The sequence below is a fragment of the Agrobacterium sp. 22117 genome, assembly GCF_052045735.1.
In the GTDB taxonomy this organism is placed as follows: Bacteria; Pseudomonadota; Alphaproteobacteria; order Rhizobiales; family Rhizobiaceae; genus Agrobacterium; species Agrobacterium cavarae.
Map to the genome: position 1 here is coordinate 235,722 of NZ_JBQEPP010000001.1, position 13,885 is coordinate 249,606.

A 13,885-nucleotide genomic window follows, 5' to 3' on the forward strand; every position below is an offset into this window, starting at 1 on the left:
GTCAGACCTTCACGATTGCCGGTCCTGCTGCCCTGTAGGGCTTCAGCAGCGTGTCCGGCAGGTCGGCATCCACGACCAGAGTGGCAAGCTTGCCAAGGGGCAGGATGAGATAGGGCGAAGCAGCGCCGATCTTGTCCTCGGTCGCAACCAGGATCGTCTCGGCGCATTGGTGAGCGATCAACTTTTTGATTGCTGCTTCTTCGCGGTTCCCAGTGGTCGCGCCGGTCTCTGGATGGACGCCGGTTGCGCCAAGGAAGAACAGCTCAGCATGGATGCCCGAAATGGCCTCGACACTCACAGCACCCATCGAAACGATCGAGTGCTTGAAAAGCCGCCCGCCGATCAACTCCACCTCGACGGACGGATGATGCGCGAGTTCCACGGCGATGCTTGGACTATGGGTGATGATGGTCGCTTGTAGGGTCTGCGGCAGATGGCGGGCAAGCTGGAGATTGGTGGTGCCGCCGTCGAGGAAGACGATTTGTCCCGGCTTGATCAACGTGGCTGCTGCGCGGGCAAGCTTTTCCTTTGCCGAGGACGCCATCTGTTCGCGCACACGGTAGTCGGCAACTGCCGGCGAGGATGGCAGCGCGCCACCGTGAACCCTCTGCAACAGACCGTCCTTTGCAAGTTCGCGCAGATCGCGGCGTATCGTGTCTTCGGAGACGCCGAGTTCTTCGGCGAAGCTCTTCGCAACAATTCGTCCGTCCCTTTGCAGGACCTGCTGAATGAGCGTCTTTCTTTCCGATGTCAGCATCCACCCAATCCTCTGCACGAATTTTCTTGACTCTGAATGAAATTGCACGAAATTGCGCGTATGTCCACGACCGGTCAGCTCCAGCCACAGGGAAGTTTCATGAGTATCGCGCATCGCATCAGCATCGAGGACGTCAAGGTTCTCTCAAACGACTGGTACCTTCTGAAGAAGACCACCTTTTCCTTTCTCCGGGAGGATGGCACCTGGCAAAAGCAATCGCGCGAAACCTATGATCGCGGCAATGGCGCGACGATCCTGCTTTATGACAAGGAGCGCCGCACGGTGATCCTGACGAGACAGTTCCGCTATCCCGCATTCGTCAACGGCCATGACGACCTTCTGATCGAAACGCCGGCGGGTCTTCTGGATAATGCCGAACCGGAAGCGCGCATCCGGGCGGAGACGGAGGAGGAAACCGGCTTCAAGCTACGCGCTGTGCGCCAGGTCTTCGATGCCTTCATGAGCCCTGGTTCCGTCACCGAGAGGCTGCACTTCTTCGTCGGCGAGTATCAGCCCGACGACAGAACCTCGGCCGGAGGAGGAAATGAAGACGAGGGCGAGGATATTGCCGTCATGGAAATCGGGATCGATGAGGCGATGAGCATGATCGCCTCAGGGGTCATTCGCGACGGCAAGACGATCATGCTTTTGCAATATGCCGCCCTCAATCTGTTCAAGGGTGCTTGATCGGGTTGAGGACGGGACGAGACTTTATAGTCTCAGAGCTTTGCATCCACATCAGCAGCGGTGGGGATAGACGGCTGGGCACCCTCTCGGGTGCAGGCCAGCGAACCAGCGACAGCGGCACGGCGCAGCGCCTTCTCGAAGTCCATTCCGGCATCGAGGCTTGCGGCGAGATAGCCGCAGAAGGTGTCGCCAGCGCCCACCGTATCGACCGGCTCTATCTTCAGGCCCATGGCCTTGAAGAGCTTGCCATTGCGAATAGCGATCACGCCGTCCGCACCGAGCGTGACAATCAGTGTCTGCCCAGTCTCCGCGTGAAGCGCGCTCAACTCCTTCTCCCGATCGGAAGATGACAGCCCGTTCTTGCCGATCAACAACTCGAACTCGGTCTCATTGGCGATAACGATATTGGCAAGCTTGGAAAGGCGGGCCGCATCCGCGGTGAGGGGAGCCGTGTTGATGATCGTTGTGACACGCTTGGCTTTGGCGGCCTTCAAAGAGGCCTCGATCGCATCGGCCGGAATTTCAAATTGCAGCATCAGCGTGTCGCCCTCGGCCATCTCCGAGACGGCGCGCTCTGCATCCTGCGGCGAGACCGTGCCATTGGCCGCGGGAATAACCGAGATCATGTTCTCGCCACCCTCGCCAATCAGGATCACGGCCGTTCCAGTCGGTTCGGCCACCGTCTTCAGCAGCGACAGATCGGTCCGGGCGTCACGCAGCAGCGTGAGTGCGGGGGCTGCAAAGGTGTCGTCACCAATCGCACCTGCCATCTTGACGTCCGCTCCGGCGCGACGTGCGGCCAGCGCCTGATTGGCACCTTTGCCACCAGCCGCCGTGGAAAAGCTTTTGCCGGTCACCGTCTCGCCTGGCTTCGGAAGACGGTCAGAGGTGGCGACGAGATCCATGTTGATGGAGCCGAAAACAGTAATCATGCGAGGCTGATCCAAAAGGCAAAGACGTTAACAATGCCGATAGTGCTACAGCATCGGCCCGAAAATCGGAATCGATTTTTGGAAAGCACGATGCGTAGATTGAAAGAAGATAGAGCGTCCTTTGTGCGTCTAAAAAGACACACGGCGCTCTAGCGCATCGGGATCGAAATCGGAAATCAATTTTTGCAATGGCGGCGACGTTCGTTTGCTTTCAGCGCGACCGCCTACTCGTCATCCACCACGCGCAGCTTGGCTGCACCCGCGCGTGCATCTGCAATGCGGCGCATATGCTCCACCTCCGAATGCGGGATCTCCTTGGTGCTTGTGGAAAAATCGAGGCTTTCGATCTTGTCGCCACGCGCGAGAACCTTTTCCGACGACGTCAGCATCATCTCGACATCGCGCTGCGCCTGGCCGAAATGCGTCTGCAGCTTGCGGGTACGCTCATCCAGACGCCGCACATCGTCCATCAACAGCGCCACTTCACCCTGGATCAGATGGGCCTGCTCCCGCATTCGTTGATCCTTCAGGACCGACTGGATAACCTGGATCGAAAGCATCAATAGCGATGGTGAAACAATCACCACCCGGGAGCGGTGAGCACGCTGCACCAGAAATTCGAAATGCTGGTGAATATCGGCGAAGATCGATTCCGACGGCACGAAGATGAAGGCGGTATCCTGCGTCTCGCCAGGAATGAGATACTTCTCCGACACATCGCGAATATGCACTTCCATGTCCCGGCGGAACTGCTGGGTCGCAGTGCGCTTGGCTTCCGGAGATTCATCCGCCTTCAGGGCATTCCAGGCTTCCAGCGGAAACTTGGCGTCGATCACCAGCACCGGCGCATTGTTCGGCATCTTGATCGTGCAGTCCGGCCGAAAGCCGTTCGAAAGTGTGGGTTGAAGCTGGTAGGTGCCAGAGGGCAGCGCATCGGCAATCAGCGCTTCCATGCGGGCCTGGCCGAAGGCGCCACGGGTCTGCTTGTTCGAAAGGATCGCCTGCAGCCCGATCACATCCTTGGCAAGATCCTGGATGTTGCCTTGAGCAGCATCGATGACGGCAAGGCGCTCCTGCAGCTTGCTGAGGTTCTCATGGGTCGACCGGGTCTGTTCCGTCAGCGTCGTGCCGAGCCGCTGCGACATGCCGTCCAATCGCTCGTTCAGCGTCTGGCTCATCTCGTTCTGGCGCGCGGAAAAGGCATCCGCCATGGCGGCGATACGGCCTTGCAACTCGGTCTGGGTCTTCAGAAGTTCGGTAAGCTCTTCCCGTGGCTGATCCGGCGCTGCCGGTTTACGCAGAAGAAAGAGGACGGCCAGCAGCCCGGCAAAGGCCAGAAAGAAAAGGAGCGCGCCGACAGAAATGTTAAGCGTTCCAACGCTGAAAGCCGTTTGACCGAGGCCATTGAGATCGATGTTCATGACGCAATCTAACAGAGTTATTCTGATTCGTACAAAACAAGAACATGTCCGCGGCAAAAATGAGTCGGCTATCCAGTAGCAGCGTTGAATCGACCGTATTTTTTCATTTCCTCGGCTGATGAGATGGGTTATGGGAAGCCATGACGATCAAGCCTCTTATCATTTTGCCCGATCCACTGCTGCGCCAGCAATCCAAGCCTGTCGAGACGGTGGATTCGGAAATCCAGCGCCTGGCAGACGACATGCTGGAGACCATGTATGACGCGCCGGGCATCGGTCTGGCCGCGATCCAGATTGGCGTTGCGCGCCGTATGCTGGTGATCGACCTTTCGCGCGACGATGAGGAAAACAAGCCGCAGGTTTTCATCAATCCGGAAATCCTCAAAGTATCGGACGATGTCTCGACCTATGAAGAGGGCTGCCTCTCCATCCCCGATTACTACGCCGAAGTCGAACGTCCGGCCTCTTTGACGGTTGGATATGTGGACCGCGACGGCAAGCAGCAGACGATCGAGGCCGATGGTCTTCTTGCCACCTGCCTGCAGCATGAAATCGACCATCTGAACGGCGTGCTCTTCATCGACCACATCTCGCGGCTGAAGCGTGACATGGTCATCAAGAAATTCACCAAGCTGGCCCGCGCCAAGGTCTGATCCGGCTGGCCGATAGGCCGCCCGGTACCAGCAGCAGGGCAGGGGGCAACAATGGCTCTTCGCATCATATTCATGGGAACGCCGGAGTTTTCGGTCCCAACGCTGCGCGCGCTGAAAGAGGCGGGCCATCATGTCGTGGCGGTCTATACGCAGCCGCCGCGCCCAGGCGGTCGTCGTGGACTGGACCTGCAAAAATCCCCCGTGCATCAGGCTGCAGAGCTTTTGGGAATTCCGGTTCTGACCCCGTTGAATTTCAAGGCGAACGAAGATCGACAGCAATTTGCCGCGTTCGATGCCGATGTCGCGGTGGTCGTTGCCTATGGTCTTCTACTGCCTGAGGCCATTTTGAATGGCACACGCCTTGGCTGCTACAACGGCCACGCATCCCTTCTGCCCCGCTGGCGCGGTGCGGCGCCCATCCAGCGCGCCATCATGGCGGGCGATGCCGAAACAGGCATGATGGTGATGAAGATGGAAAAGGGGCTGGACACCGGCCCCGTGGCGCTGACAGCTCGCGTTCCCATCGATGAGAACATGACGGCCGGCGAGTTGCATGATGCGCTGATGCTGAAAGGCGCCCGGTTGATGCGTGACGCCATGGCAAAGCTCGAGAACGACGATCTGCCGCTGACGGTGCAGGCCGAGGAGGGCGTTCTCTACGCCGCCAAGATCGACAAAGCGGAGACGCGGATCGATTTCTCCCGCCCATCGCAGGACGTACACAACCACATTCGTGGGCTGGCACCCTTGCCCGGTGCCTGGTTCGAACTGGAGATCGGCGGCAAGCCGGAACGCGTCAAGGTCTTGGCAAGCGAGCGGGCCGAGGGAATGGGCGAGGCAGGCTCCGTTCTTGACGACCAATTGACGATTGCTTGCGCCAGCGGTGCAGTGCGTCTCCTAAAGTTGCAGAAGGCAGGCGGCAAGCCGATGCTGGCTGCGGACTTCCTGCGCGGAACGCCCGTTGCCATCGGAACGAGGCTGTAGCCGATGCCGCGTTTTCGCATGAGCGTCGAATATGACGGTACGTCCTATGTTGGCTGGCAGAGGCAGGACAATGGCAGGTCGGTTCAGGGCGCACTCGAAGCGGCCGTCCTGTCGCTGACGGGCGAGAAGGTCGGTATTCGTGGGGCTGGCAGAACCGACTCCGGCGTGCATGCGGTGGGTCAGGTCACCCATGTGGATCTAGCGCGCGACTGGCAGCCCTACAAGCTTCGCAATGCGCTGAATGCCCATCTGGCAATGGCAGGCGACGCAGTCTCGGTGCTCGACGTAGCAGCCGTGACGGAGGATTTCGACGCCCGCTTTTCTGCGATCCGTCGCCATTATCTCTACCGCATCATCTCGCGCAAATCACGCCTGGCGCTGGAGCACAAGCGCGCCTGGTGGGTGTCGAAAGACCTCGACCATGAGAGAATGCATGCGGCCGCGCAGATGCTGGTTGGGCGGCATGACTTCACCACTTTCCGCTCAGTGAATTGCCAGGCCAACAGTCCCGTGCGCACGCTGGACAGGCTTGATGTGACACGCACTGGCGACCTGATTGAGATCCGCGCAACGGCGCAGAGCTTCCTGCACAACCAGATCCGCTCCTTCGCCGGAACGCTGAAGCTGGCAGGCGAGGGCGCGATGACGCCCGATGATGTCCGCGCTGCACTTGAGGCGCGGGACCGCAAGGCCTGCGGCCCGGTCGCGCCGCCGGAAGGCCTCTACTTCATGCAGGTGGATTATCCCGACGTCATACCGCCGCGGCAGCCGCGGACAGGTGCGGCAGAGGGCAGCGAAGTCTGACTTTCAGCCTCCGATGATCAGGTCGGGTAAACGCCAAGAAAGCGCTGCAGCAGTTCCGACAGGATCATCCCGGGTACAAGCAGGGTCATGACCAATGCCGTTACCAGAAGCGGCTGGTCGCGCACGAAAAACCGCACGATCCTCGAGAAGGTGAAGACGAGCGTCAGCAGCAGCGCAAACCAGAGGATTGCGACAAGCCCGTGCAACGCGGGCAGGAGCAGCGCAATCAGGATCAGCAACGAATAGGCGTAGGAGAATGGCACCGACAACCAGTTTGCTACCACGATAATCGCTTGAAACTTGCCTCTCGCTCCAAAGGCATAAAGCAGCACGCCGATCAGGATCAGCGGCACCATCCAGCAGATCGCTTCGACGATGGCGAGACGGATGAAGAAGATCGCGCCCGTATGAACGCCTTCCGGCAGTCCGGATAGATAGGCTTCATGCCACCAGTACCAAGAAAGCGCCATGGAAGGCAGGCACCAGAGCGCGGCGTAGAAGGAGCGAAGCAAGCCGCGATCAGTGATGTCCAGAAGTCGCAGGCCTTCCTTGTTGCCGAGAAACAGCAACGACAACCCGCGCAGATAAATGGCGACTTCACTCAGTGGCGGCATGGCCGAACCAGCGTTCGATGAAGGTTTCATAGATGCGTGTCAGCGTTTCGAGGTCCGCTACGGCGACACTCTCATCGACCATATGCATCGTTTTCCCGACGAGACCGAACTCCACCACGGGGCAGTAATCCTTGATGAAGCGCGCATCGGAGGTGCCGCCGGTGGTCGAAAGCTTCGGCTCCAGACCCGTGACCTCGGCCACCGCGCCCGAAAGTGAGGAGATCAGCGCATTGTTGCGCGTCAGGAACACGTGGCTCGGCCGATCAGCCCAGACGATCTCGTAATTGACGGGTGTCCGATCCGGACGAAGCGCGCCGTCAGCGGCAGCCGCATCCAGACGACGGATGATCTCGGCCCGCAAAGTCTCTGCCGTCCAGGTGTCGTTGAAACGGATATTGAAGGACGCCGTCGCTCTGGCCGGAATGACGTTGGTTGCGGCGTTACCCGTATCGATGGTCGTTACTTCCAGATTGGAGGGCTGGAAATTGTCGGTGCCGTTGTCGAAAGGCGGGTCCATCAGCGCTTGCGTCAATTGCAGCACGCCGCGAATGGGGTTGTCGGCAAGATGCGGATAGGCAGCATGGCCTTGCACGCCATGCACGGTGATGCGGCCGGAGAGCGAACCCCGGCGGCCGATCTTGATCATGTCGCCGAGCTGGTCCGGGTTGGTCGGCTCGCCGACGACGCAGGCATCCCAGCGCTCTCCCTTGGCGGCGGCCCATTCCAGAAGCTTCGAGGTGCCGTTGATCGACGGACCTTCCTCATCGCCGGTAATCAGGAAGGATACCGAGCCCTGCGGCTTGCCATGCTTTTCGATGTGACGGGCAATCGCTGCGACGAAGCAGGCAATACCGCCCTTCATGTCGACAGCGCCGCGACCATACATCTCGCCGCCGGCAATCTCAGCGGCAAAGGGCGGATGGCTCCAGGAAGCTTCATCGCCCACCGGTACGACATCGGTATGACCGGCAAACATCAGAAGCGGTCCATCGGTACCAAGGCGGGCGTAGAGATTTTCCACGTCCGGCGTGCCATCTTCGGTCGCGACCATTCGGTCCACCGCAAAGCCGAGCGGCGAGAGCAGGTTATCGAGCAGGCTGAGCGCCCCGCCTTCTGCAGGCGTGACCGAAGGGCAGCGGATGAGTGCGGCAAGATTGGAGACGGGATCGGTGGCGTTCATGGGCTGTCTACTCTCTGCCGCTTCTACTCTTAAAGCGTGTCGCGATCTTTCAGATTCGCTCCCTACGCTTTAAGTCCTTGTTTTGTCGCATGTCGTTACCGCAAAACCGCTGCACACTTTTGCGCGACATGCTTTAGCGGGTCTTCTTGAGTTCAATCGCGCAGCAGTTCGTTGATACCGGTCTTGGAGCGCGTCTTTTCGTCGACGGTCTTGACGATGACGGCGCAGTAGAGGCCAGGGCCCGGCTCGCCATTCGGGAAGGGCTTGCCAGGCATGGTGCCGGCCACCACGACGGAGTAGGGCGGGACTTCGCCGTAGAAGATTTCGCCGGTCGCGCGGTTCACGATCTTGGTGGACTTTCCGATATAGACGCCCATGCCAAGCACCGAGCCCTCACGGATGATGCAGCCTTCGACGACTTCGGAGCGCGCGCCGATGAAGCAATTGTCTTCGATGATGGTGGGGCCAGCCTGGAGCGGCTCGAGCACGCCGCCAATGCCGACGCCGCCGGAAAGATGGACGTGCTTGCCGATCTGGGCGCAGGAGCCGACGGTTGCCCACGTATCGACCATGGTGCCTTCATCGACATAGGCACCGAGATTGACGAAGGACGGCATCAGCACGACGTTCTTCGCCACATAGGCGGAGCGACGAACCACGGCATTCGGCACAGCGCGGAAGCCGGCAGCGCGAAACTGGTTTTCACCCCAGTTTTCGAACTTGGAGGGCACCTTGTCCCACCAGGTGGATTCGCCTGGGCCACCGGTCACGATTTCCATGTCGTTGAGGCGGAAGGAGAGCAGGACGGCTTTCTTCAGCCACTGGTTCACCTTCCAGTTTCCATTGGCCTCACGCTCGGCCACGCGGGCCTCGCCGGCGTCGAGAAGATTGAGCGAGGTCTCGACCGCATCGCGAACTTCACCCTTCGTGGAGGTGTTCACGCCGTCGCGGTTTTCGAATGCGGTTTCGATGATGCTTTCGAGGGTGCCGAGATCCGAGCTGCTCATGAGAATTCCTTAAACTTCGCTGACTATCGTCATTTCAGGGAAACATCCGCACCGCTGGCCGGACACGGTCAATTGCTCTAAGCGAGTGTTTCAAGTGCGTCAATGCGATTTGGGCGATTTGACGCAAGCATCGGAAAGGCATGGAAATGGCGAAACTGAAAAACGGCAAGCTGCGGCGCAAAGATGGTGTTTGGGACCCGCTGAAAAACAGTTCGGACGACAAGCACCAGGCCGAAGTTATCCCTAAGACACCGCAAAGCGCCTCGCCCTCCTATCGCCTTGCCTATACCGATACCGACTTCCTATGCCGGGAAGAATTGCGCCCGATCCGCCTTCAACTCGAACTGTTGAAACCGGAGATGATCCTGTCTGAACGCGGCATCAAATCGACGGTGGTGATGTTCGGCGGTGCGCGTATTCCTGAGCCGGGAGCCGCCGCTTGGGCGGCGCGCAACGAGACCCAGAAGAAGAACCTCGAAGCAGCCTCGGTCTATTACGATGAGGCACGCAAATTCGCGCAGCTCTGTGCTGTCGAAGCGGAGAAATTCGATCACCGCGAATATGTTGTCATGACCGGAGGCGGCCCGGGTGTGATGGAAGCGGGCAACAGGGGAGCATCAGAAGCAGGCGCTCCCTCGATCGGCCTCAACATCCTGCTGCCACATGAACAGGCGCCGAACCCCTATGTGACGCCGGAGCTCAGCTTCAACTTCCACTATTTCGCCATCCGCAAGATGCACTTCCTCATGCGGGCCAAGGCCGTGGTCGTCTTCCCCGGCGGCTTCGGTACCATGGACGAACTGTTCGAAACCGTGACGCTGATCCAGACCAAGCGCATGGCACCAATCCCGCTCATCCTTTTCGGCAGGGATTTCTGGCACTCTATCATCAATTTCAAGGCATTGGCGGATTTCGGCACCATCGCGCCGGACGATATCGACCTGTTTCACTTCGCCGAGACAGCCGAAGAAGCCTGGAAGATCGTCGCCGATTTCTATGAGCTATAAAGGCTGCCGTTTCTCGACGGGATAACATCGCACAAAAATGCCCGGGCTCGATCGTCTCTGAGCCCGGGCATTTTTGTGAGAAGCGGTGATCAGAGCCTTGCGAAGCGCTCGGTGAGCAGCGCGAAAAAGCCATCGGCATCCACATCTCGGAAAACCTTGGCATTGACGGGACGCTCCGTCACCTTCCACCAATCGACCACGGTCATGCCCATGGTCAGGTCAGACGACGTCTCGATTTCCACATTGCAATCGCGTCCAGCGAAAAGCTCAGGCTTGATCAGGTAGGCAATCACGGTCGGATCATGCAGCGGCCCGCCATCGGAGCCGTACTTCTCCACGTCGAATCGCTCAAAGAACTCCAGCATTTCCGCCATGGCGATGGCCGGGTGCGTGCCGATATCACGGATGCGGGCAACGCGCGCCTTGGTCGTCAACAGCTTGTGCGTCACATCCAGCGGCATCATCACGAGCGGAATGCCGGAGCGGAAGACGATCTCGGCGGCATGCGGATCGACATAGATGTTGAACTCGGCCGCTGGCGTGATGTTGCCACCCTCGAAGAAGCCGCCGCCCATCAGCACCAGTTCTTTCACCCGCGGCGCGATATCCGGTGCTTTTTGCAGAGCGGTCGCGACATTGGTGAGCGCGCCGAGCGTGCAGAGCGTCACCGTGCCTTCCGGCTCGCGACGAAGGGTGTCGATGATGAAATCCACCGCGTGCTGGGACTGTGCAGCCAGTGTGGGTTCCGGTAGCGTCGGGCCGTCGAGGCCAGTGCTGCCATGCACATGCTCGGCCGTGATCGGTGCGCGCACTAGCGGACGTTCGCAACCCTCATAGACCGGCACTTCAGGACGGTTGCACAGTTCCAGAATGATGCGGATGTTGCGGCTTGTCAGCTTGAGCGGCACATTGCCTGCCACGGCGCACAGCCCGAGAATTTCGATCTCGTCGGGGCTTGCAAGTGCGAGCATGATCGCGGCTGCGTCATCCTGCCCGGGATCGGTGTCGATAATGATTTTTCTGCGCTCGGCCATGGTCATCCTGTCTGTCCAGAGCGCCCTGCGTTCTTTTGGACGCACAAAGGAAGCTCTTACTCTTTCAATCCACGCATCGTCCTTTTCCAAAAATCGAGTCCGATTTTCGGCCGATGCTGTAAGTCATGTCTTTTCAAGCTGGTTTGACCGGCTTGTCAATGGGCTGCCGAAGACCGGTGGTTTTGCCGATGCGGCGTTCTTGCGTTTCGGGCACCATGTTACCATATGGCAATGAGCTGCCGAAACGGGGCTGGGCGCCGCATCACCACGTGCGCCACAAGATCGTCGCTTGGATGCAAGGACACGGGACTATGAGCCGCATGACACCCTTCACAAACCCCTTGATGCTGGGATTCGATGCCATGGAAAAAACGCTGGAGCGTATGGCAAAATCGAATGACGGCTATCCGCCATACAATATCGAGCGGCTGGCGGCGGAAGACTCAAGCCCTGAGCGACTGCGCATCACCATTGCGGTTGCCGGATTTTCCGAAGACGATCTCGAGGTCACGACGGCGGATAATCAGCTGGTGATCCGTGGGCGCCAGCAGGATCAGGAAAAGCGCGACTACCTCTATCGCGGTATCGCCGCGCGGCAGTTCCAGCGCGTTTTCGTGCTGGCTGACGGTATGCAGGTGCACACTGCGCGCCTGAAGAACGGTCTGCTCTCCATCGAACTCACCCGTCCGGAAATCTACAACGTGGTGAAGAAAATTAACATTTCCGTCTCACAGTAAGACTCTGGCCCCGTAGACTGATTCCGTTCAGTCTCCTGGTCAAAGACCAACGCATCGGCGCAAGGATCCGGAGGATCTTCGCAACGGACTGCGCGTCGACTTGAAATTCTGAGCGACCGGATACGTCTTCAAAGGACGCAACAACGGCGCTCGATGGAGGCTGAAACATGCTTTTAAAAGAAGCGCATGCGCGCCTGACCAAATCCCAGCTGGCCCATCTTGGTGCCGGCGAAGTGGGCTACATCCGCAAGATGCGAGCCGAACAGGTGATGAAGTGCTTTCCCGAGGCGCCCGAGATCGATGCCGGTCTTGATCTTTGGGCTCTTTTCGGCGCCGACGGCACACCCATCCTTCTGACCGACAACCGATCCAGCACCTTCTTCAAGGCTGCCGAAGACGAGTTGCGGACCATCAGCCTGCACTAAAGCGCGTTGCGATCTTTAAGATTTGCGTCCGGCGCTTAGGTCTCGGTTTTGTCGCATGTCGTTATCGCAAAACCGGTGACCACCTTTGCGCGGCGTGATTTAGCACTAGTTCGTGAGTGACCGGTCCGGTTCTGGAGCAATTGGCCGATAAAAAAGGCCCACCCTGAAACAGGGCGGGCCTTCAGTCATCGAGATGGCCTTAGAGCCAGGGGCGATCCGGCATGTCGTCCACGCTGATAACGCCGTCATTGTTGCGGTCTAGACGCGTGAAGATCTTTTCGCCAGCGGCCATGAACTCAGGCTTGCTGAGCTGACCGTTGCCGTCCGTATCGGCTGAGGCGAACATGCCGCTCATCTTGCCTTTACGGTCCTTGCCCTTGCGCTCTTCGCGAGCTTCACGGCGCTTTTCGCGCTCACCATCCTTCTTGTCGCCCTCGGCCTTTTTCTGGTCAGCCTCGGCTGCGGCTTTTTCCGGACGCGGATTGGCTTCCCGCCAGGCTTCCATTTTCGTCCGGCGATAGTCTCGCATTTCCTTCGGCGTGATGGAGCCGTCCTTGTCGGCGTCGATCTCGGTGAAGAGTGCCTCCTGGCGGGCGTTGAACTCTTCCTTGGTGATCTTGCCGTCCTTGTTGGTATCGGCCACCTTCAAGAGGTGAACGAACATCGGCTCAGGGCGCATGCGCGGACCTTCACGGTCGGCGCCGCCACGTGGAGCCGCCATCGTCATGGACGCAGTGGTGCTGAGCATCAGGGCAGCGCCAAGCGCGGTGATGGCGATCTTCCGTTTTAGCATATCAAAACCTTTCCGTTGGTGTCCCTCGTAAGACGCTATAGGCGACGCTTCGTTCCCACCAGTTAAACATCCGTAATGCATATGAAATATCCGTAATATATGGATTGCTCTAAGCTCGGCTGTCTTGGAGTCCTACCAAAAATTCCGATAGGTTATCGGTAATGTAATCGATGTGATCATCCGTCTCGGCCGGGATTTCCCAGCGCTCCATCACGACGCCTTCGAGATTGCGCGGAACGAGAAGCACCGTCTTCATACCCATCGCTCGGGGTGCCACGAGATTACGCGGCAGGTCCTCGAACATCGCAGCCCTTTTGGTATCGAGCTGTTTCAGCGCGGCAAATTTTTCGTAGGTCTGGCCCGCGGGCTTCGGCAGGTAACCCGCAGCGACGATGTCGAAGATATCTTCGAAGTGATCGAGGATTCCCAGCGCACCGGCAGCGGCCTGAGCATGCTTGACGCTGCCATTGGTCAGAATGAATTTGCGGCCAGGCAGAGCCTTGATGGCCTCTCCCAACTCCGGATCTGGAAGCAAGGCGGAATAGTCGATCGCATGTGCCTTCTCCAGGAAGTCGTTAGGATCGATACCGTAGTGGATCATCAGTCCTTGAAGCGTCGTTCCATGCTCGTGGTAGTAGCGCTTCTGAAGAACGCGCGCATCTTCCGGATCGAGCTGCAACAGTTCCGCCACATAGGCGGTCATGTTGCGGTCGATCTGCGAGAAGAGATTGATGTGATGCGGGTAGAGCGTGTTGTCGAGATCGAAGACCCACTCCGTCACATGGGCGAAATCGGCTGGCTCTGCGGTGTTCTTGGGCTTTGTGTTCATGCAACGCTTATGCCCGTTTCG

General features: G+C 58.9%; 17 protein-coding genes. 8 read left to right on the plus strand and 9 right to left on the minus strand.

What is annotated here, in order from left to right; genetic code table 11:
* Window position 1: 1 nt before the first annotated feature.
* Window positions 2-757, minus strand: a complete 756-nt coding sequence (locus tag ACTJKV_RS01140) for a DeoR/GlpR family DNA-binding transcription regulator (protein ID WP_440598395.1) — start codon at window positions 755-757, stop codon at window positions 2-4.
* 99 nt (window positions 758-856) lie between these two features.
* On the opposite strand from ACTJKV_RS01140, the gene ACTJKV_RS01145 reads away from it, so the two are divergent.
* The gene (locus ACTJKV_RS01145) at window positions 857-1,444 is read left to right on the plus strand and encodes an NUDIX domain-containing protein (RefSeq protein ID WP_274100981.1); all 588 of its coding nucleotides are present in this window, start codon (window positions 857-859) and stop codon (window positions 1,442-1,444) included.
* Window positions 1,445-1,476: 32 nt separating this feature from the next.
* On the opposite strand, the gene ACTJKV_RS01150 is transcribed toward ACTJKV_RS01145, so the two are convergent.
* Both ACTJKV_RS01150 and ACTJKV_RS01155 read right to left on the minus strand, forming a co-directional pair.
* Window positions 1,477-2,376: a ribokinase gene (locus ACTJKV_RS01150; RefSeq protein WP_062599212.1), complete on the minus strand. Its 900-nt coding sequence runs from the start codon at window positions 2,374-2,376 to the stop codon at window positions 1,477-1,479.
* Between the two features lie 224 nt (window positions 2,377-2,600).
* Complete coding sequence (locus ACTJKV_RS01155; RefSeq protein ID WP_274100980.1) at window positions 2,601-3,797, minus strand: DNA recombination protein RmuC; 1,197 nt, start codon at window positions 3,795-3,797, stop codon at window positions 2,601-2,603.
* A 140-nt stretch (window positions 3,798-3,937) separates the two neighbouring features.
* Between ACTJKV_RS01155 and def the strand changes: the two genes are divergently transcribed.
* From def to truA, 3 genes are read left to right on the plus strand one after another with little or no spacing between them, the layout of a single operon-like run.
* A complete protein-coding gene (def, locus tag ACTJKV_RS01160) occupies window positions 3,938-4,450 on the plus strand; it encodes a peptide deformylase (RefSeq protein ID WP_112520001.1) in 513 nt (170 codons plus the stop codon).
* Between the two features lie 51 nt (window positions 4,451-4,501).
* Window positions 4,502-5,434, plus strand: a complete 933-nt coding sequence (gene fmt, locus ACTJKV_RS01165) for a methionyl-tRNA formyltransferase (protein WP_274100979.1) — start codon at window positions 4,502-4,504, stop codon at window positions 5,432-5,434.
* A 3-nt stretch (window positions 5,435-5,437) separates the two neighbouring features.
* Window positions 5,438-6,238 carry a tRNA pseudouridine(38-40) synthase TruA gene (gene truA, locus ACTJKV_RS01170; RefSeq protein WP_274100978.1) on the plus strand — a complete coding sequence of 267 codons (801 nt, stop codon included), beginning with the start codon at window positions 5,438-5,440 and terminating at the stop codon, window positions 6,236-6,238.
* A 17-nt stretch (window positions 6,239-6,255) separates the two neighbouring features.
* On the opposite strand, the gene ACTJKV_RS01175 is transcribed toward truA, so the two are convergent.
* The 3 genes from ACTJKV_RS01175 to dapD form a co-directional block, all read right to left on the minus strand.
* Window positions 6,256-6,852, minus strand: coding sequence for a hypothetical protein (locus ACTJKV_RS01175; RefSeq protein WP_274100977.1), 597 nt, complete (start codon window positions 6,850-6,852; stop codon window positions 6,256-6,258).
* Complete coding sequence (gene dapE / locus ACTJKV_RS01180; protein ID WP_274100976.1) at window positions 6,836-8,032, minus strand: succinyl-diaminopimelate desuccinylase; 1,197 nt, start codon at window positions 8,030-8,032, stop codon at window positions 6,836-6,838. The genes ACTJKV_RS01175 and dapE overlap by 17 nt, the downstream gene beginning before the upstream one ends.
* A 152-nt stretch (window positions 8,033-8,184) precedes the next feature.
* The gene (gene dapD, locus ACTJKV_RS01185) at window positions 8,185-9,039 is read right to left on the minus strand and encodes a 2,3,4,5-tetrahydropyridine-2,6-dicarboxylate N-succinyltransferase (RefSeq protein ID WP_112358667.1); all 855 of its coding nucleotides are present in this window, start codon (window positions 9,037-9,039) and stop codon (window positions 8,185-8,187) included.
* 146 nt (window positions 9,040-9,185) lie between these two features.
* Here dapD and ACTJKV_RS01190 point away from each other — a divergent pair, with 146 nt between their 5' ends.
* Window positions 9,186-10,046 carry an LOG family protein gene (locus ACTJKV_RS01190; RefSeq protein WP_082546507.1) on the plus strand — a complete coding sequence of 287 codons (861 nt, stop codon included), beginning with the start codon at window positions 9,186-9,188 and terminating at the stop codon, window positions 10,044-10,046.
* 89 nt (window positions 10,047-10,135) lie between these two features.
* On the opposite strand, the gene ACTJKV_RS01195 is transcribed toward ACTJKV_RS01190, so the two are convergent.
* Window positions 10,136-11,080 carry a nucleoside hydrolase gene (locus ACTJKV_RS01195; protein WP_112358712.1) on the minus strand — a complete coding sequence of 315 codons (945 nt, stop codon included), beginning with the start codon at window positions 11,078-11,080 and terminating at the stop codon, window positions 10,136-10,138.
* On the opposite strand from ACTJKV_RS01195, the gene ACTJKV_RS01200 reads away from it, so the two are divergent.
* From ACTJKV_RS01200 to ACTJKV_RS01210, 3 genes are all read left to right on the plus strand, one after another.
* Window positions 11,058-11,315 (plus strand): hypothetical protein, encoded by a 258-nt coding sequence (locus tag ACTJKV_RS01200; protein ID WP_440598396.1) that lies wholly within the window; start codon window positions 11,058-11,060, stop codon window positions 11,313-11,315. The genes ACTJKV_RS01195 and ACTJKV_RS01200 overlap by 23 nt on opposite strands.
* 76 nt (window positions 11,316-11,391) lie before the next feature.
* Window positions 11,392-11,817, plus strand: a complete 426-nt coding sequence (locus ACTJKV_RS01205) for an Hsp20 family protein (protein WP_274100975.1) — start codon at window positions 11,392-11,394, stop codon at window positions 11,815-11,817.
* 167 nt (window positions 11,818-11,984) lie between these two features.
* The gene (locus ACTJKV_RS01210) at window positions 11,985-12,242 is read left to right on the plus strand and encodes a DUF1150 family protein (protein ID WP_274100974.1); all 258 of its coding nucleotides are present in this window, start codon (window positions 11,985-11,987) and stop codon (window positions 12,240-12,242) included.
* Between the two features lie 199 nt (window positions 12,243-12,441).
* Here the strand turns inward: ACTJKV_RS01210 and ACTJKV_RS01215 are convergent, their stop codons facing one another.
* Together ACTJKV_RS01215 and ACTJKV_RS01220 are read right to left on the minus strand one after the other, a co-directional pair.
* Window positions 12,442-13,035: an EF-hand domain-containing protein gene (locus ACTJKV_RS01215; protein ID WP_274100973.1), complete on the minus strand. Its 594-nt coding sequence runs from the start codon at window positions 13,033-13,035 to the stop codon at window positions 12,442-12,444.
* Between the two features lie 109 nt (window positions 13,036-13,144).
* Complete coding sequence (locus ACTJKV_RS01220; protein ID WP_274100972.1) at window positions 13,145-13,864, minus strand: pyrimidine 5'-nucleotidase; 720 nt, start codon at window positions 13,862-13,864, stop codon at window positions 13,145-13,147.
* Between the last annotated feature and the right edge of the window lie 21 nt (window positions 13,865-13,885).